Origin of the sequence: Lysinibacillus sp. PWR01, from assembly GCF_043359455.1 — a bacterium.
In the GTDB taxonomy this organism is placed as follows: Bacteria; Bacillota; Bacilli; order Bacillales_A; family Planococcaceae; genus Lysinibacillus; species Lysinibacillus fusiformis_F.
In genome coordinates, this window is the sequence record NZ_JBHERJ010000089.1 from 75858 (window position 1) to 94906 (window position 19049).

17 protein-coding genes are annotated in these 19049 nt (G+C 37.7%); 15 read left to right on the forward strand and 2 right to left on the reverse strand.

The window, feature by feature from the left end; translation table 11 throughout:
• Positions 1 to 7 precede the first annotated feature (7 nt).
• The 6 genes from dat (at position 8) to ACEVFT_RS20640 (ending at position 6000) form a co-directional block, all read left to right on the forward strand.
• A complete protein-coding gene (gene dat, locus ACEVFT_RS20615; protein WP_393951175.1) occupies positions 8 to 862 on the forward strand; it encodes a D-amino-acid transaminase in 855 nt (284 codons plus the stop codon).
• 223 nt (positions 863 to 1085) lie between these two features.
• Positions 1086 to 2090: an NERD domain-containing protein gene (locus ACEVFT_RS20620; RefSeq protein WP_205445038.1), complete on the forward strand. Its 1005-nt coding sequence runs from the start codon at positions 1086 to 1088 to the stop codon at positions 2088 to 2090.
• Positions 2091 to 2093: 3 nt separating this feature from the next.
• Positions 2094 to 3023 carry a diacylglycerol/lipid kinase family protein gene (locus tag ACEVFT_RS20625; protein WP_393951176.1) on the forward strand — a complete coding sequence of 310 codons (930 nt, stop codon included), beginning with the start codon at positions 2094 to 2096 and terminating at the stop codon, positions 3021 to 3023.
• A 97-nt stretch (positions 3024 to 3120) separates the two neighbouring features.
• A complete protein-coding gene (gene trmB, locus ACEVFT_RS20630; RefSeq protein ID WP_205445035.1) occupies positions 3121 to 3771 on the forward strand; it encodes a tRNA (guanosine(46)-N7)-methyltransferase TrmB in 651 nt (216 codons plus the stop codon).
• Between the two features lie 11 nt (positions 3772 to 3782).
• Positions 3783 to 4646 (forward strand): YtnP family quorum-quenching lactonase, encoded by an 864-nt coding sequence (locus tag ACEVFT_RS20635; protein ID WP_205445033.1) that lies wholly within the window; start codon positions 3783 to 3785, stop codon positions 4644 to 4646.
• A 127-nt stretch (positions 4647 to 4773) separates the two neighbouring features.
• On the forward strand, positions 4774 to 6000 hold the full coding sequence (locus ACEVFT_RS20640; RefSeq protein WP_393951177.1) for a carboxylate--amine ligase: 1227 nt from the start codon (positions 4774 to 4776) through the stop codon (positions 5998 to 6000).
• A gap of 258 nt (positions 6001 to 6258) precedes the next feature.
• Here the strand turns inward: ACEVFT_RS20640 and ACEVFT_RS20645 are convergent, their stop codons facing one another.
• Entirely contained in the window at positions 6259 to 6573 is a 315-nt protein-coding gene (locus ACEVFT_RS20645; RefSeq protein ID WP_337976851.1) for a hypothetical protein, read from the reverse strand.
• 165 nt (positions 6574 to 6738) lie between these two features.
• Here ACEVFT_RS20645 and ACEVFT_RS20650 point away from each other — a divergent pair, with 165 nt between their 5' ends.
• The 9 genes from ACEVFT_RS20650 to ACEVFT_RS20690 all read left to right on the forward strand — a co-directional run bounded on the left by ACEVFT_RS20650 (position 6739) and on the right by ACEVFT_RS20690 (position 16765).
• Entirely contained in the window at positions 6739 to 7815 is a 1077-nt protein-coding gene (locus ACEVFT_RS20650) for a M42 family metallopeptidase (RefSeq protein ID WP_393951178.1), read from the forward strand.
• Between the two features lie 59 nt (positions 7816 to 7874).
• Complete coding sequence (locus ACEVFT_RS20655) at positions 7875 to 8396, forward strand: DUF84 family protein (RefSeq protein ID WP_393951179.1); 522 nt, start codon at positions 7875 to 7877, stop codon at positions 8394 to 8396.
• A 94-nt stretch (positions 8397 to 8490) separates the two neighbouring features.
• Complete coding sequence (locus ACEVFT_RS20660; protein WP_205445025.1) at positions 8491 to 9009, forward strand: hypothetical protein; 519 nt, start codon at positions 8491 to 8493, stop codon at positions 9007 to 9009.
• Positions 9010 to 9079: 70 nt separating this feature from the next.
• Positions 9080 to 9898 (forward strand): DUF1444 domain-containing protein, encoded by an 819-nt coding sequence (locus tag ACEVFT_RS20665; RefSeq protein WP_205445023.1) that lies wholly within the window; start codon positions 9080 to 9082, stop codon positions 9896 to 9898.
• Positions 9899 to 9900: 2 nt separating this feature from the next.
• Positions 9901 to 10515 carry a YtpR family tRNA-binding protein gene (ytpR, locus tag ACEVFT_RS20670; RefSeq protein WP_342441308.1) on the forward strand — a complete coding sequence of 205 codons (615 nt, stop codon included), beginning with the start codon at positions 9901 to 9903 and terminating at the stop codon, positions 10513 to 10515.
• Positions 10516 to 10777: 262 nt separating this feature from the next.
• Positions 10778 to 13975 (forward strand): DNA translocase FtsK, encoded by a 3198-nt coding sequence (locus ACEVFT_RS20675; RefSeq protein ID WP_393951180.1) that lies wholly within the window; start codon positions 10778 to 10780, stop codon positions 13973 to 13975.
• A gap of 229 nt (positions 13976 to 14204) precedes the next feature.
• Positions 14205 to 15518, forward strand: coding sequence for a UDP-N-acetylmuramate--L-alanine ligase (gene murC, locus ACEVFT_RS20680; protein WP_205445019.1), 1314 nt, complete (start codon positions 14205 to 14207; stop codon positions 15516 to 15518).
• A gap of 109 nt (positions 15519 to 15627) precedes the next feature.
• Positions 15628 to 16131, forward strand: coding sequence for a DUF948 domain-containing protein (locus ACEVFT_RS20685; RefSeq protein WP_004226103.1), 504 nt, complete (start codon positions 15628 to 15630; stop codon positions 16129 to 16131).
• A 133-nt stretch (positions 16132 to 16264) separates the two neighbouring features.
• Entirely contained in the window at positions 16265 to 16765 is a 501-nt protein-coding gene (locus ACEVFT_RS20690; protein WP_393951181.1) for a YtxH domain-containing protein, read from the forward strand.
• Positions 16766 to 16817: 52 nt separating this feature from the next.
• Here ACEVFT_RS20690 and pilM read toward each other — a convergent pair whose 3' ends face one another.
• Entirely contained in the window at positions 16818 to 18971 is a 2154-nt protein-coding gene (gene pilM / locus ACEVFT_RS20695; protein ID WP_205445015.1) for a pilus assembly protein PilM, read from the reverse strand.
• Positions 18972 to 19049: the final 78 nt, after the last annotated feature.

Consider the following 19049-nt stretch of genomic DNA (forward strand, 5'->3'; position numbering starts at 1 on the left):
ACAAAACATGGCATATTCATTATGGAATGATCAAATTGTGGAAGAAGGATCCATTGCGGTATCACCAGAAGATAGAGGCTATCAATTTGGTGACGGCATTTATGAAGTAATCAAAGTTTATAACGGAAATATGTTTACAGCACAAGAGCATATTGATCGTTTCTATGCAAGCGCCGAAAAAATTCGTCTTGTTATTCCTTATACAAAAGACGTTTTACACAAATTATTACATGAGCTAATTGAAAAAAATAATCTAGATACAGGGCATGTTTATTTCCAAATCACACGTGGTGCCAATTCACGTAATCACGTTTTCCCAGATGCAAGTGTTCCAGCTGTATTAACAGGTAATGTAAAAGCGGGTGAACGTGCATATGAGAACTTTGAAAAAGGGGTAAAGGCTACGTTTGTAGAGGATATTCGTTGGTTACGCTGTGATATCAAATCGTTAAACTTACTTGGTGCAGTATTAGCAAAACAAGAGGCTGCTGAAAAGGACTGCTATGAAGCGATTTTACATCGTGGGGATATCGTAACAGAATGTTCATCAGCAAATGTTTATGGGATTAAAGACGGTAAGCTTTATACACATCCAGCAAATAACTTCATTTTAAACGGTATTACTCGTCAAGTGATTTTGAAATGTGCAGAGGAGATTAGTTTACCTGTCGTGGAAGAACCAATGACAAAAGCTGATTTATTAACAATGGATGAAATCATTGTATCATCTGTATCTTCTGAAGTTACACCTGTTATTGATGTGGATGGTAACCAAATTGGTGCGGGAGTGCCAGGTGAATGGACGCGTAAATTGCAACAAGCTTTTGAGGCGAAATTACCACTTTCTTTGAATACAAAATAAAAGAATCGTTTAAGAGAACTATCGATAAGGGTAGTTCTCTTTTTTATGGATGTAATGTTTGGTGTCGTCATGTAAAATAAAAAGGATAGTAATGAATAATTTTACAGATTGAAATTTGTAGAATAATTGTCGATGTATTGAATACAATGCCTCTTTTCTACCAAAGCAATCAAGATAAAAAGAGAACTATAGATATGGTGAGTAAGAATGGAGTGACCTTTACATGGCACAATTGGTGAAATTACAAGATTATATTTCACGCTATCAAATTGATTTAGCGAGATACCCAACACAGTTTGTGCGCCTAAAGAAAAACCAATGGGAGCGCATTAAGCGACAGTGGGAATTGGGAGAAGATATTAGCGAGTGGCAACATGTCGACAATGAGGCAGAAGCGGAGGCTTACGAGGAAAAAGAACGATTTTCCTTCATAAAAAAATGGTTTGCTGGACGGCAAAAGGAAATAACAGAGGATGTTGAAGAAGTAGAGATATCAAATGAGCTTGTCAGTGATGAGGATATCATTCCAGAAGAAGAAACAACGCTCACATTTGAACCTAAAATTGTGTATGCACCACAATCCATCCATGAGCTGAAACGAATGTTTATTGATCAATTTTTTCATTTTCAAATGAAATGGGCCAGTTCAACATTACGAGAAAAATCATATGTAGATCCTCGTTTTATGCGTGACTCATTGCTTCGTATGTTATTGCAAACATTACCAGATAATTATCTATTGTTTTATTATCCGATACTACAAATTAGAAAAGCCCCTATAGAGCTGGATGTAGTGTTAATGTCCCCAACTGAGTGTATTTGTATTACGGTCTTAGAGGCTGACAATCAAGCTGTTTACGTAGGTGGCAGTGATCGCTTCTGGATTAAAAAAGTAGGGACGAAGGATTCTAAAGTTTTGAATCCAACGATTAATTTAGGTCGGATGGAATCGGTACTGTCGCAGTTATTTAAACAAGAGGATATTGATATGCCTATCCGTAAGGTTGTGCTAACTCGTAATGGATATTTTGATTATCCTGGTTCACCATTTGGGGTTCGCTTTGTTGATCGTCGAAATTACCATGAATGGATAGAGCATTTAAGAAAAGTTTCCTCTCCTATGAAGCATATGCAAATCCGAGCTGCACAGACGATTTTAAATACAGTCCAAACGACTTCCTTTAACCGAGATATTTGGCAGCAAGCTCCTCAGCCAACAGAGGACTGATGTATGAACATTCTATTTATTGTCAATGAGGCAGCAGGAAATGGAAAAGGAAAAAAAGTTTGGCTCCAACTTCAACAGCAACTAACGATTCCCTATCAAGTGGCTTTTACGGAATATGAAGGACATGGACAGGAAATCGCGCAACAATGGGCACATCAGCAGCAAGATAAAAAGTTACTTGTCGTTGTTGGTGGTGATGGCACCATCCATGAAGTGGTTAGTGGCGTTGTACATAATGAATACATCATAATTGGTGTTGTTCGTGCTGGCTCAGGTAATGACTTTGCACGCTATTTTCACTCATTTTCAAATGCTCAGCAAATCGAGGACTATGTAAAAACTTCCTTGGCCAATGTGAGGATGGATGCAGGAATCGTTCAGCTTGGGAATAGACGAAAAGAAATATTTGTCAATAATGCTGGCATAGGCTTCGATGCGTATGTGACAAAATCAATTAATACTTCTCGTCTTAAGTTTTATCTCAATAAGATTGGACTTGGAAAACTTTCGTATGCTGTCGCTGTTATTAGAGGGCTATTTCGCTTTGAACGCTTTGACATAACGATACGCTCAGGAGAACAGGAATGGCAATTTCAGCAGACATGGTTTGTGGCAATGAGTAATCAACCTTATTTTGGGGGAGGCATGAAAATATCACCTGCCGCAAAAGCAGATGATGGCCAAGTGGATATAACGATTGTACATGGGATTTCACGTATCAAATTATTAGTTGTATTTGTCACTGTGTTTTTTGAAAAGCATACAAAATTTAAGGAAGTTACTTTTTTACAGGGACAGAATTTTGATCTTATCGCAGCAGATAAGGTTGATTGCCATGCGGATGGTAATTATATTGGCATTGTCAATCAAGGGACCAATATCCACTGTACAATACAACAAAATGCTTGGCAGGTTATTAGCAAGGATTCATAAAAAATATCATTGTGCAATAATTTCATGCGAATTATAAGGGAATACGTTATACTATAAAAAAATCAATAATTTCACAAGAAAGAAATGAGGAACAACATTGAGATTAAGAAATAAGCCTTGGGCAGAGGAAATGATTACAGATCATCCAGAGGTGATTATTCCAAATCCTGAAGACTTTAAAGGAAATTGGCAGGCCGTTTTCGGCAATGATAACCCTATCCATATTGAAGTAGGTTCTGGAAAAGGGCAATTTGTGACAGGTATGGCTTTGCAAAATCCAACGATCAATTATATTGGTATTGAACTTTATGATAGTGTGATTGTTTGTGCATTAGAAAAAGTACTAGAGGCAAAATCTCCAGCGAATTTACGTTTACTAAAAGTAAATGGCGCAGATTTATATAAATTCTTTGACAAAAATGATGTATCACGAGTATACCTGAATTTCTCAGATCCTTGGCCAAAAACACGACATGCAAAAAGACGTTTAACGCACGGGGATTTTTTGAAATTATATGAGTCGATTTTAGTGGATAATGGGGAAGTCCATTTTAAAACGGATAACCGTGGTCTGTTCGAGTATTCTTTAATCAGTGTGTCTGAATATGGGATGTTATTAAAGTATGTATCTCTCGACCTACATGCAAATATGCCAGAGGATAATGTGATGACAGAATATGAAGAGAAGTTTTCTGCGAAGGGGCAGCCGATTTATCGCTTAGAATCGCAATTTATCACTAAATTGTAGGGGGAGTATGGATGGATCAGTTACAGTTTCACAATATGTCATTATCATGGCTAAACGGGGGTGTCACGTGCCTAGATGGTGGTGCGATGTTTGGCGTTGTACCAAAGCCACTTTGGTCTCGCAAATATCCAGTCAATGAAAAAAACCAAATTGAATTACCAACAGAACCGATCCTCATTCAATATGAGGGCAAAAACTACCTCATTGATACGGGTGTTGGTTTTAACAAATTAAATGAAAAGCAGTTACGAAACTTTGGTGTAACAGAAGAATCTTCGTTAGTAGATAGCTTACAAGAGTTAGGCTTAACGACAGCAGATATTGATGTAGTGTTAATGACGCATTTACATTTTGATCATGCTGGTGGTTTAACGCAATGGGAAGGGGATGTACTTGTACCAACTTTCCCGAATGCTAAAATTTTTGTAACGAAAATTGAATGGGATGAAATGCGTAACCCAAATATTCGTTCTAAAAATACCTATTGGAAAGAAAATTGGGAGCCCGTACAGCATTTAGTTGAAACTTACGAAGGATCGTTGGAAGTAGTACCTGGAATCGAAATGATTCATACGGGTGGTCATAGTGAGGGACATGCCGTAATCAAGCTAACGCAAAATGATGAAGTGTTATTGCACATGGCAGATATTATGCCGACCCATGCTCACCAAAATCCACTATGGGTATTAGCCTATGACGATTATCCAATGACAAGTGTATTTGCAAAAGAGCGACTGATGAAAGAAGCGCTAGCGAATAACTATGGCTTTATTTTCTATCACGATGCTTATTACCGTATGATTAGATGGGATGAATCAGGCAAAGAGATGGTGGATAAACTAGAGCGTAGTAGACAAGCTGTTATTACATTTTAATAGAGCAAGCAAAGGCGAGGTATTTGGCACATAAAATGTCAATGCCTCGCGTTTTTGTTCGTGAACAAGATAGAAAATATGATACACTTAACACGAAACTAAAATACAAAAGAGAGTTGAAATAAACATGGCAACTGAACAACCATTTTTACCAGTTTTACTAGGATCGGATATGAATGCATATGGTATGGCACGTGCGTTTTATGAAGCATATGGTATTAAACCACTTGTCTTAGGACGTTCTCATTTAACAGCAACACAAGATAGCCATATCCTACAATTTCAAGAAATAGACCGTTTAAATGAACAGGATGTTTTTGCACCTGCTCTTGCAGAAGTTGCAAAAAAATATGCTGATAAAAAACTATTATTGTTAGCATGTGGGGACGATTATGCCAAGCTGATCATCAAAAATAAGCCAGCGTTACAAGAGCACTTTACCGTACCTTATATCGATGAATCGTTGATGGATGAAATTTTATTGAAAGAAAATTTCTATAAAATGTGTGATCAATATAATTTTAAATATCCAGGTACAACAACGGTGACAGCTGACAACTATGAAAACTTTACACCACCATTTGCTTACCCTATTATTTTAAAGGCTTCAAATTCTGTAGAATATTGGGCATGTAAATTTCCAGGAAAGAAAAAAGTATTTGTTGCACATGATGAATCGGAAAAAACGGCTATATTAAAAGCAATTTATAGCTCGTCTTATCAGGATACAATGATTATTCAAGAATTTATTCCTGGGGATGATTCCTATATGCGCGTGTTAAATGCTTATGTAGGGAAAGATGGAAAAGTGAAGCTGATGTGTCTAGGTAATCCTATTCTAGAAGAACATTCTCCTGAAGGGATCGGAAGTTATGCAGCCATTGTGACAACCTATGATAAAGAATTAATGGATCAAGTACGATTCTTCCTAGAGGATATTGGCTATACAGGCTTTGCGAATTTCGATATGAAATATGATATTCGGGACAAGCAATATAAGCTATTTGAAATTAATTTACGTAATGGTCGATCTAGCTACTATGTAACGGCAAGTGGTCATAATTTAATGAAGTATGTTGCGGATGATCATATGTTAAATATCGAGCAAGAAGTCACATATGTGCAGGACAAGCATTTATGGATGATTATTCCGAAAGGTGTATTATTCAAATATGCATCGAATGAAAAGCTCAAACTAGAGGCGAAAAAATTAATTAGTGAGGGCAAATACACAAATTCTCTTTATTATAATGAGGATATGAATGCGAAGCGTTGGGTGAAGTTAACGCTCAATAACTTAAATTATTATCGTAAGTATAAAAAATACTTTAATAATAAAGGTTTATCCGAATAACATAGAGAAGCCATCTCCAATTCGTGAGATGGCTTCTTATGTTGTTGAAATAGATAAGTATCACTAGCAGAAAAAGACCTTTTCATAAGGCGAGAGGTTGATTTCCGTTCCGCCAGTGTCCTTTCCAGGGGTCGCCCACAGGAAAGCAAGTAGCCTGCAACGTAAATCCCTTTTCACCTTTCACAAAAATATTTTGTTTTTCAACATTATAAGAAGCCATCTCCAATAAATGAGATGGCTTCTATTGTCTATACATGATTAAACTTCTATTAGTTCCACGACAACACCAGAGCGTGCATCGGCAGCAAATTCGAATGTCTGCATCTCACCTTCATGCATACGCGAGATCCCCCCGCGATATACTGGGATGGTAATAATACCATTTGTGAAATCTTCAGTTTTCATAAAAATCCAAGAACCATCAATCGGCGAATCCTTTTTAAATTCTCTTTTTATGTTTTCAAGTACTTGTCCTGCAGGTACGAACGGAGAAACTTTTTCACTAGCTTCTTTAATAATGACTGCGGCAGCTAAGCCAGTTGCGACACCAATTAAAAAATCACGTAATTTCATACTTTTTTCCTCCTTTTTCTATACCCTTATTTTAGCATAGCCTATAGAGTGAATGCACGTTCACAATTTAGCGGATTTAGGAAATGTATCAATATTTCGAATTCGGAAATAATTGTGTTACAATAGGCAAGGAAGAATATTCTACTTCGTGGGGAGAGAGTCATCATGAATGAGGAAACATTACAATTATTTAAAACATTAACAGAATTACCAGGCGCTCCGGGTAATGAACACGCTGTACGTGCGTTCATGCGTTCTGAGTTAGAAAAATACTCGGATGAAATTGTTCAAGATAATTTAGGTGGTATTTTTGGTGTTAAGCACAGTGATGTTGCGGATGCACCGAAAGTTTTGGTTGCTGGTCATATGGATGAAGTAGCATTTATGGTTACGTCCATCACAGATAATGGGATGATCCGTTTTCAAACATTGGGCGGCTGGTGGAACCAGGTTATGCTTGCACAGCGTGTAGAAGTATATGCGAAAAATGGTGCAATTCCTGGTGTTGTTTCATCCATCCCACCACATTTACTAACAGATGCAGAACGTGCGAAGCCAATGGATATAAAAAATATGCTCATCGATGTTGGTGCTGACAATAAAGAAGATGCAATGGCTATGGGTGTTCGTCCTGGACAATCCATCATACCAATTTGTCCATTCACACCAATGGCAAATCCGAAAAAAATTATGGCCAAGGCTTGGGATAACCGCTATGGCTGTGGTCTAGCGATTGAATTAATGAAAGAAGTACAACACGAAAAACTAGGTTCGCATTTATATTCAGGTGCAAATGTAATGGAGGAAGTTGGCTTGCGTGGTGCACAAGTATCAGCAAACATGATTAAACCAGATTTATTCTTTGCGTTAGATGCTTCTCCTGCCAACGATATGTCAGGAGAAAAAAGTCAATTTGGACAACTTGGCAAAGGAACTTTACTCCGTATTTTAGATCGTACAATGGTTACACATCGTGGTATGCGTGAATTTATTTTAGATACTGCCGAATCAAATCATATCCCTTACCAGTATTTTGTCTCCCAAGGTGGAACAGACGCTGGACGAGTGCATACAGCGAATGATGGTGTTCCAAGTGCAGTTATCGGCGTATGCTCACGTTATATTCATACTTCAGCGTCTATTATTCACATTGATGATTATGCGGCTGCCAAAGCGTTAATTCTTGAATTAGTGAAAAAAGCAGATCGTTCGACATTAGAGACAATTCGCGCTAATGTATAAGAAGTTAGGAAGATGCCTTTTAGGGGCATCTTTTTCTATGGAAAGAAAGTAGGGATTAGATGAAGATAGCAATTGGCACAACCAATAAAGCCAAAACAGAAGCAGTTGAAGTAATTGCTCGAAAATACTTTGAGGGTTCTATCTTTACTCATGTGAAAGCTGCTTCTGAAGTATCAGATCAACCAATAAGTAATGAAGAAACCCGATTAGGGGCAATGAATCGTGCTAAAAATGCTTTGATTTTAACAGGTGCAGAATTATCATTCGGTTTAGAAGGTGGCGTAACTGAAATCGATGGTGACATGTATGTTTGTAACTGGGGTGCCTTAACGGTGTCAGACGGGACAATGTTTACAGCTGCTGGTGCACAAATTATACTACCAAAAGAAATTGCCCGGGAAATAAGAACTGGGGGAGAACTTGGCCCTATTATGGAACAATATACAAAACGCCGAGATATTCGTCAAGGTACAGGTGCTGTAGGTATTTTTACACAAGGTTTAGTGAGTAGACAGATGATGTTTGAGCATATTGTATCACTTTTGATCGGACAATATTTGTTCACATTTTCACAAAAATAGTTAAATAGAATTAGTGATAACAGGATAGTTAGGTTGCATCTTATGAATAATTTTTTTAAAATAGAAAAAAGTTCGTAGTGAAAGGAAGAGAGACATGTCGTTTTCATGGCTAAGAGCTATTGGCCTAATGCTTTTACTTCTTGTCCTTTCTGGCTGTAATCAATCTATAGATGATCAAATTGCTAATGGCCTCCAATTAACGGAGACGGTTTTTGCTGAAGAGCCAGAAGAACATACAGTGGAAATTGGGGATATTAAATTATACTTACCTTCAAACTTTAAAGTTGAAGACAGTTCAGATGCTTATAATATTGTGATTTCAAAAGGAAAAGAAAGCTATATTCTTTTTATCAATGATCGTGAAGCACAAGACAGTAAGCTTTATTATAGTCTTTTAAAAGAAAATGAAGCTGACAAAATTATCGAAGAGTCAACTTATGATAAGGACGGTCGTTTTGGCTTCACTGCGGTTCTAAAAACAGACGAAGAAAATGAAATGGAGCTCATTGTTAGTAGTGGTGGTGTGAAGATGACAACCATTTCAAAGGCTAAACAAATTGAAAATAATTTGCGTGAGATGACGAAAATCGTTCATTCGGTTAAGATGAAGTAAATAGAAGGATTGAACAGAACGGTTCACAAACATGTGAGCCGTTTCATTTTGAAGTTAGGATGTGAAAAAGATGAAACAAATGAAGTCCGAACAACTAGTCGAGCTATTAAAAAAGCAATTAACGGAAGAAAAATATGAATTTCATTTTGATAAAAAGCATGATAAATTACGTTTGAATCATAAGACGATTGAAAAAGGGATGGAGCTTTCCTTGCCTGGAATCTTAGCAAAATATAATGAGAAGCAAGAGGCGGCGATTAAAGAAGTCGTATACACGATTGAGCAAACCTTTAATGCGATGGAGCGAGAAAAAGAACAGGGTTTCCAAACGACTACACATATTTATCCAGTTATTCGTGCCACTTCTTATCCCCAAGCATCGAAAGAAGGACATGCCTTTATAACAACTGAGCATACAGCTGAAACACGTATATTTTATGCACTCGATTTAGGTAAAACCTATCGCTTTATTGATGAATCCATGCTAGAAACATTACAATTAACTGTCGAGCAAATTAGAGAAATGGCACGCTTTTCGGTGAAGCAATTACCAACCGCTTATAAAAAAGATGAGGTAGCAGGTAATATTTTTTATTTTGTCAATGTGAATGATGGCTATGATGCTAGCCGTATTTTAAATGATAGCTTTTTGAAAGAAATGCATGCACTAGTGGAAGGTGATATGACATTATCTGTGCCACATCAAGATGTATTAATTATAGGTGATATTCGCAATGAAACAGGGTATGATGTATTAGCACAGATGACGATGCATTTCTTTGCTGTCGGTACGGTACCGATTACGTCATTATCTTTTATTTATGAAGATGGGGAACTAGAACCGATCTTTATCTTAGCCAAAAACAGAGTGAAAAAGGAGCAAGAATAACAATGAACGTATTTTACAACAAAGAGCATGTAGGAGATGTCTTACTAGTTCAACTAGCAACGGAGGCTATTGTGAAAACAGTAGTAGAACGCGCTGGAGATATTGCTATTTTAAAGGAAGCTCAAACAGGAGAAATTAAAGCCTTTAATTTATTTAATGCAAGCAGTTACATCCAAACTGAAGCAAAAGGCTTAGTGGAAGTGACACCAGAATTAGTAGCGCAGCTAACAGCAGCAATCGAAAAAAATGGAGCTAGTATCAATCTTGATGTTGATTTTTCTCCAAAGTTTGTTGTTGGTTATGTAGAGACAAAGGACAAGCATCCTAATGCTGATAAATTGAGTATCTGTTCAGTGAATGTAGGAGATGAGACATTACAAATTGTTTGTGGTGCTCCGAATGTAGATGCAGGTCAGAAGGTAGTTGTTGCGAAAATTGGTGCCGTAATGCCTTCAGGAATGCTTATTAAAGAAGGAAATTTACGTGGTGTTGATTCTTACGGCATGCTTTGTTCAGCACGTGAATTAGCGATTCCTAACGCACCATCTGAAAAAGGAATTTTAGTATTACCAGAGGATGCTATTGTTGGTAGTGCTTTTGAAGCACCAACTAAATAAAAATTCCTCTATTTTAAAAAGAAATTATTAAAATTTAAATGTTTTATCATGATATTATTCCTTGTATCAAGGTGAAATGCCCTAAATCGTTATGTTACTAATATGCTAGTAGCATAACGATTTTTTTGTTTAGAATGAGCCTCTAAATGCAAGTTTCAAGACCGTTTTTATGGTATGCTTTTTCATGTAGACATTGAGCTATGGAATAATAGAAAACTAGACAATGCTATAAATGAAGTGTAAGAGAAATGAGTGAAACGAAGTGAACTGGTTTAAAAAACAAATTAGTAAATTTATTAATAAAGAAGACGAAGATTATGAGTATGAAGAATATTATGAGGACTATGGAGAAGTACAGTCAGAGCAATTACATACACATAAAGAACCACCAATGGCTAAGCAAAAGACTTTCCGTTTCCCTTTGATTGACGATGATGAAGGTGGGACATCATACACGCCATCAAAAGAAATGTTTGACCAAATGGATGAGGATGATTATGGACAAATTGGAGATTTATCGTTACCAAAGCATTTAAATCATCATATTGTCGACTCTAGTGTTTATGATGTAGAGGTTTCAGGGATTCGGGATTTACTAGCAAACCGGTCTAAACGAACAGGTAGAAAAACAATGATGAAAAGTCAGCCTTTAGAACAGGAATATCGTTCAAGAGCAAGCTTAGTGTTTCGAGATGCACAAAATGAGACTGCTAATATAAACCCTACACCTGCACCAAAAGAAAAGAGTCAGCGGAAAGAACAAAAAGTTGAAAATATTTTACCTGAGAATCGTAAGCGTTTTGTGCCAACAGATGTGCCTTCACCCGTCTATGGTTTTGCAAAACCAAGTCCAATCAAAGAATTATTAGATAAAAGAAAAGAAGAATATGAGAAGCAAGAAACGGATGTACAGGCAGTTGAAAAGATAACTGCTGCAAAGCCTTTAAAAGAAGCGACAACAAATGAGGTAAATGAAAATATAATAGAAGAAAAAGAGCCGGCTAGCACAATCCAAACGGTTGTTACAGAGCATCATGAAATCATTCAACCGAAAGAGCTATCGACAGTAAATGAACCCATTATTTTTGAGGACGAAGTGTTGGTTGAGCATAAAGATGAAATGGATAATTTGTCATCAAATGCAACTGTACCTCAAACGTCTTCTTTTGCAATGGATTTTGAAGATCAAGTGAAGGAAGCTGTTGTGCAAGATCAAACTGTTCAACAACTTTCTGCAGATTCATCTGAAATCCATGTCAAGGAAATGATTGTGGAACAAGTACAAATCGAAAATTCTACGATCCATATTGGAGAAGTTACAGTCGTTCAACCGTCAATGGATGACCAATCTCCTGATACTGCATCGAGGGAAGAAAAAAGTCGAATTCCATTTAATGTACTCATGTTAAAAACAGATAAAGAAAGATGGAGAATTCAACAGCAATTAAAGGTGGCCCAGCAGCCTATCCGTGTAGAAAGCAAGCCTGAAGCAGTGAAAAATAGGCTAGTGGATGTGACGACAGAAGAATCATCTTCCTTAGACAGCATTACAACAAATGAAACTTGCGTAACAAAGCCAGAAGAGGACATTGATTTGCTTATGACAGAGAATGTTCAATCACAAGCAGATTTTCCAGTCCAACTTGATATTAAAGATGATGTAGAAAGTGTCACTTCAAAATACAGTGCTGAAGAGCCTGTAGCTGTGATTACAATGGCCCCTGTTACATCAATGTCAGGTATCTCCACGAAAGAAAGAATAGCAATCGAAAAAGCAACCGCTGATGAAATTTCAGCAACTATTGAGCTAGAGCCTGAACCTGAGCTAGAGCCAGAACCAGAACTAGATTCGGAACTGGAACAAGAGCCAGAACTTAAGCTAGATACGGAACTTGAGGTAGAGCCAGAACTTGAGCTAGATCCAGATCTTGAACCAGTACCAGCTCCCGACATAGAAGTAGTTTCAGAAATTGTAGAGGCTGTTCCAGTAGAATCGGTTGAGGATCAAGTAGTAGAAATGGAAGCTGTAATACCTGCGAAGCCAGTTCATGTCTATCAAAAGCCAACGGATGAATACCTAGAGCCACCAGAGGAAAAAACACAGGATACGGATTGGATGGAGCAACAGGGCGATACATTAGTCGAAGCATTATCTTATTTCCAAGTTTCTGCGCAAATTGAATCGATTATGCAAGGCCCAGCTGTTACTCAATTTGAAATAACGGTGAGTCATGGTACGAAGGTTAGTAAAATTCGAAACTTAGCAGATGATTTAAAACTTGCCTTAGCAGCAAAAGATATTCGTATTCAGGCACCAATTCCTGGGAAAAGCTCAATAGGTATTGAGATTCCAAATCGAGTATCTCGAGCTGTTCGATTATCTGAGGTAACAAATAGTGCCTCTTTCGTTGAGTCGGATTCGCCATTAGAGGCAGCTTTAGGTCTTGATTTAACTGGAAAGCCTGTTACGTTAGATTTACGAAAAATGCCTCATGGCTTAATTGCTGGTGCAACGGGTTCGGGTAAATCGGTTTGTATTAATTCTATTTTGGTTAGTTTATTATATAAAGCTGCACCTCACGAGTTAAAACTCATGCTGATCGACCCTAAAATGGTGGAGCTGGCGCCATTTAACCATATTCCACATTTAGTTAGTCCAGTCATTACCGATGTAAAGGCTGCAACGGCTGCACTGAAATGGGCTGTAGAGGAAATGGAGCGTCGCTATCAACTATTTGCACATGCAGGTGCACGTGATATTACACGTTATAACGCAATAGCGGATAAAAATAATGAACATAGTCTGAAGTTGCCTTATATTTTAATTGTCATTGATGAGTTAGCTGATTTAATGATGATGTCTCCAGCAGATGTAGAGGAAGCTATTTGCCGTATTGCCCAAAAGGCGCGTGCATGTGGTATTCATTTAATTGTTGCAACGCAAAGACCTTCTGTGGATGTTATTACAGGGTTAATCAAATCAAATATCCCTACACGTATTGCCTTTGCTGTTTCCTCTCAAATTGATTCCCGTACCATTTTAGATGGGCAGGGAGCAGAAAGGTTACTTGGTCGAGGGGATATGTTATATTTAGGTAATGGTATGTCAGCGCCAGTGCGCCTACAGGGAACATTTGTTACAGACGATGAAATTGAAGCGATTATTGAGCATGTTCGTGAACAAGGAGAGCCTGATTATATTTTCGATCAAGAGGAATTATTGAAGAAAACAGAGGTGTCCGCAGAACAGGACGATTTGTTTGAAGATGTTTGCCGATTTGTCTATGAGCAAGGGGGCGCTTCTACTTCATTGATTCAACGAAAGTATCATATTGGCTATAATCGTGCTGCTCGTTTAATTGATATGTTAGAATCACATGGTTTTGTTTCGGAAGCGAGAGGAAGTAAGCCGCGTGAAAGTTACATTACAGAAGAAGATTTAATTACTATGTTTGAATAAGAATTGCATTGTTTTCGTCTAGATTATCTAATTTAAGTCGAATTTAGTTTTTTTAGAAAAGTTACACATCTATCCTTATGCATAAAAAGTGCTATAATAGACAAGATGTGTTGAATAGTACGTATTTTTTAACACTTGTGAAGGTATTAATACCTAACCATTCGTAAAATAATACGATACACCTAATAGATGATAGATGGGATATTGAAATTCCCGGGGGGTTTAATTAATGACAGTTTTTCATTTCACAGGCATTAAAGGTTCTGGCATGAGTTCGCTAGCGCAAATCTTATTTGATGCTGGTGAACAAGTACAAGGCTCAGATGTCGATAAATATTTCTTCACGGAGCAACCGTTACGTGAACGTAATATTCCAATTTTTACATTTAATGCAGATAATATTAAAGAAGGTATGACAGTGATTGCAGGAAATGCATTTTCCGACGATCATCCTGAATTAGTACGTGCTCGAGAAATCGGTGTAGAAGTCATTCGTTACCATAAGTTTTTAGGTGAATATATTGGCAACTATACATCCATTGCTATCACAGGTGCACATGGTAAAACATCTACGACTGGCTTAATGGCACATGTGGTAGGTGGTTATAAACCAACATCTTATTTAATTGGTGATGGTACTGGTGCAGGTCATGAAAATTCGGATTTCTTTGTCATGGAGGCATGTGAATACCGCCGTCACTTCTTAGCCTATAATCCTGATTATGCTGTGATGACGAACATCGATTTCGATCATCCAGACTACTTTGCTAATATAGAGGACGTATATTCTGCCTTTCAATCATTAGCATTACAAGTGAAAAAAGCAATTATAGCATGTGGCGATGATGAACAGCTTCAGCGTATTCAAGCAAAAGTGCCAGTTGTGTATTATGGATTTGGTGCTGAAAATGATTTTGAAGCTCGTAATGTAGAAAAAACAACTGAGGGTACAAAATTTGATGTTTTTGTACGTAATGAATTTTATAGCACTTTCTTTATCCCGTTATTTGGAGATCATGCTGTTTTAAATACATTGGCGGTGATTACGCTATGTGAATATGAAGGCATTTCACCAGACATTATTCAGGATCGCTTACACACGTATAAAGGTGTAAAGAGACGTTTTACTGAGACCGATATAGGGGATAATGTTTTAATAGATGACTATGCACACCATCCAACTGAAATTCGTGCGACAATTCAATCAGCACGACAAAAATTTCCTGAACGTGAGCTAGTTGCAATTTTCCAACCACATACATTTACACGTACACAAGCTTTTTTACAAGATTTTGCGGATAGTTTGAGCCTTGCGGATACAGCCTATTTATGTGATATATTTGGCTCTGCGAGAGAAACGCAAGGTGCGCTTTCTATTCATGATTTAGCATCACTTATTGAAGGCAGTGCAGTGATTACCACTGAAGGAATTGATATATTAACAAAACATAATGGCGCGGTATTCCTATTTATGGGCGCTGGTGATGTTCACAAGTTCCAAGATGCTTTTGAAGACGTGCTTAAAAACAATGAAACAGCTTAGTCCGTAGGGGTTAAGCTGTTTTTTCTCAAATTTAAGCAGGAATTCCGTTTTTTTTGTCGAAGATAGGGAAAGTAATAGTAAAGACAATTTACTAGCAGGAGGTCAACTTATGGAAGTGATTTTGTATATTGCAGCCATTATTGCTGCAATCGGTTTTTTAATTTTATGTGTGAGCGTGGGCATGACTTTATTCTCACTCAAGTCCATTCTAAACAGCTTAGCTGGGACATTATCTGGGATTGAAGGCCAGATGGAAGGCATTACACGCGAAACAACGTCTTTATTATCAAAAACAAATAGCTTAGCAGAGGATATTCAACATAAATCTGAACAATTAAATTCAGTTGTTCAAGCTGTTAAAGGTATTGGTGACTCCGTGAATGGTTTAAATAATTCTGTTCAGCAGATTACTTCTTCTGTTTCTAAAAGCGTAGAACAGAACGAAGAAAAAATTGCACAAGTTGTACAATGGAGTAATGTTGCGATGGGTATTGCAGATAAATGGAAAAAACGCAAAATCATTGAGCAAGAATCGGTATCACCTGATGCCTATGCATTTGAAACTGTGCAAGTAGAAGAAACACCAAAAAGAAAATGGGGTCGTAAAAAATGATGATTATTCAGTAAGTATTCCATGCTGACTGAATAAAAATAAAGTCTTAGACATAAGTTGAAGATGCATCTGTGAAAGTAGATGGACAACCAGTCTAGACAAATTTGATAATTAGATGGGGAGGAATTGTTGCATGACAACTCAAAAGCCAAATTTTAACGAAGTAAAGGAACAACAGCTTGAAAGTTCATTGCCTCAGCTTTATCATCCGCAAGACTCGATTTATGAAGAGGAGCGTGTAAACATGAAGGATTTTGTGATTGGCGCATTAGTTGGAGGAATCGTAGGTGCTGCTGCAGGTCTACTGTTAGCTCCAAAATCAGGAAAAGATTTACGGAGTGATGTGGCTGTACAAGCTGTTCAGTTAAAAGATAAGAGTGCAGACTTCTCGACAACTGCAAAAGATAAAACAGTTCAACTTTCTAAACAAATTCAAGAGCAATCTACACAATTAGTGGAGAAAGTAAAAACATTAAAAACGGCAAAAGCACCAACTGTTTTTGATGATGGTACGGTTTCCTTTGAAGGGGAAGAACCGCTAGAGGATTTTCTTCCAAGTGAGGAACCAAAAGCCGAAGAGACGACAGAAGAAACACAACAAAAAGAAGAGACAAATGAAGAAGTTCGTGCTTAGTGCATAATATAAAGGGATACGTTACAAGATAAAGTTGTAACGTATCCCTTTTTTAAATGATTGGTGAAGTTTCTAATAGTATTTCTAATTGATCACCACCGAATATTTCTGTATCAAAGCTTGCTGGCTGACCATTTCTTAAAATCGTAAAATTCCCCTTAAAGGCGCTTGGTAGCTGCCAATTAGAGAAACGGAAAACATCTTGATAAATCCAACGACTGCGATCCTTTTCTTTAAATACTAAAGTCGCCCCATTTGGTACAGTGGACTGTGGTGACACAACCATTTTATTGACAATCGCTTCATTTGCTGTTTTCCTTAGTTCCAAAACTTCTTGTTGAAAATGAATGATGATTTTATCCTCTAGCAAAAGGTTCATTTGGTCTGCTATATGTTGTACGGTTGGTAAAGATGGTTGTTGGAAGCTAATCACATCTCCATTTTGTACAGCATAGCTCAGTTTGGCTACTTTTCCATTAATCATTAGCTGTGATGAAAATTCTGGTAAATACAAAGGTTGTCCATCAACTTGAATCGTATAGGATTCAAATTGCTTTAATAAATGCCAATTATTTGTGATTTTAAATACATCCTCGATTGTTTCGGCTATGTCAAAAACGACAATATCACGATCGTTTAAAACCGTTTCAAGAGATGCTGAAGAGGTATTCACAGTAATTTTCGGCTCAATCACATATTTGGTATTTTGAATAGTCACCGTCTTTATTGCTGCTTCATCTATAAGATCTCTTACTGTAGCCGTTGCCTGTTGCCCATCTAGCCCTTCTATTAGCTGAATGGCATCTCCAGTTTTAATCAGGCTTTTTGTTGATGCCTGTTGCCCGTTTACAAATATTTCTGCTGGCTGGCCATGCCCACCTGGTATAAAAATATCCTGTCCGTTGACACTGATAGAAAGCCCATGACCTGGTTTTCCATATAATTGCTTTGCGCGAATATTCGCAGCTAAAAAAGCATCTGCCACAGTCATTTCTTTTAGTTCAAAAAGGCGAACCACTTGATTATTGACCGTTAAACTCATATATTGAATCGGCATTTTTTTAGCAGCAATGGCAATACCGATTGGCGTGACTAATTCAGGTGAGGCTTTGATATGTTCTTCCTTTGTTAAGTTTTGAATAGCATCAATACCTCGAACAGCAATACGATTTGCTGGTAAATCCAGAACTTGGCCAAGTTCTGTAGTTAGATTTGGTGTTAAGCTACCTCCACCAACGAGCATAACGGCTTTGGGTGCTACTCGGTTATTGAGTCGTAAAATTTCTTCTCCGATAGACTTTGCCAACTGTTTCACTGCAGGCTCAATCGCTAAAAAAACTTCCTCCTTGGGATAGAACTGATCAAAGCCTAGTATATCTTGAATCAGTATCTCCTCTGCTGTTTGTAGTTGACGTTTTGCCTCTTCAGCTACAGGGAAGTCTAGCAAATAGTGATCGCTTAAAGCTTCTGTTATTTCATCGCCAGCTGTTGGTACCATGCCATAAGCCACAACTGTACTTTTATCCGTAATGGCAATATCCGATGTCCCAGCTCCTATATCAACAAGTGCCACATTTAAGCGACGCATCGTTGGAGGAATTAGCACATTAATGGCAGCAATCGGCTCTAATGTCAATGCTTCCATCTCTAAATCCGCCCGTTTAAGAGCGGCAATCAGTGATTCCACCACTACCCGAGGTAGAAACGTTGCAATCACTTCGATTTGGGCTTCATCCCCTTGTTGATCCAAGAGGCTGCCAATTTCCTCGCCATCCAAGCGATAATAGAGGACTGAGTAGCCTACACAATAATAGTGGCTAATTTTTGCATCCTCTTTTTGTTGCAAGAGTTGTTGCTGTGCTTGTTGCACAGCCTGAAGTTCCAAGCGACTAATATCTTCTTCAGTAAAAATTGGTCGATTACGTATATTGATGGTCACACTAGCCTGTTCCGTTTTCAAAGATCGACCTGCTGCAGCAACACTTACCTTTGTGAGAGGCCCGTGTTTCTCTTCAAGTTCACGTTTTATTTCATTAATTAAATCTGCCACATACATGACATTATGTATTTGTCCATCTACCATGGCACGTTCTTTATGCTCTTTTACTAGAATATCTTCCACATGAAAATGGTCATTTTCTTCTTGTAGAATAATCCCGACCACTGAGCGTGTGCCAATATCAAGTGCGAATAGTTTAGAACTCAATGTAATCGCTTCCTTTCGCGTCATACTTGAAAATAATTTAGCGAGTTGAAGCGCTAAATTAAAAATGCGTGACATTCT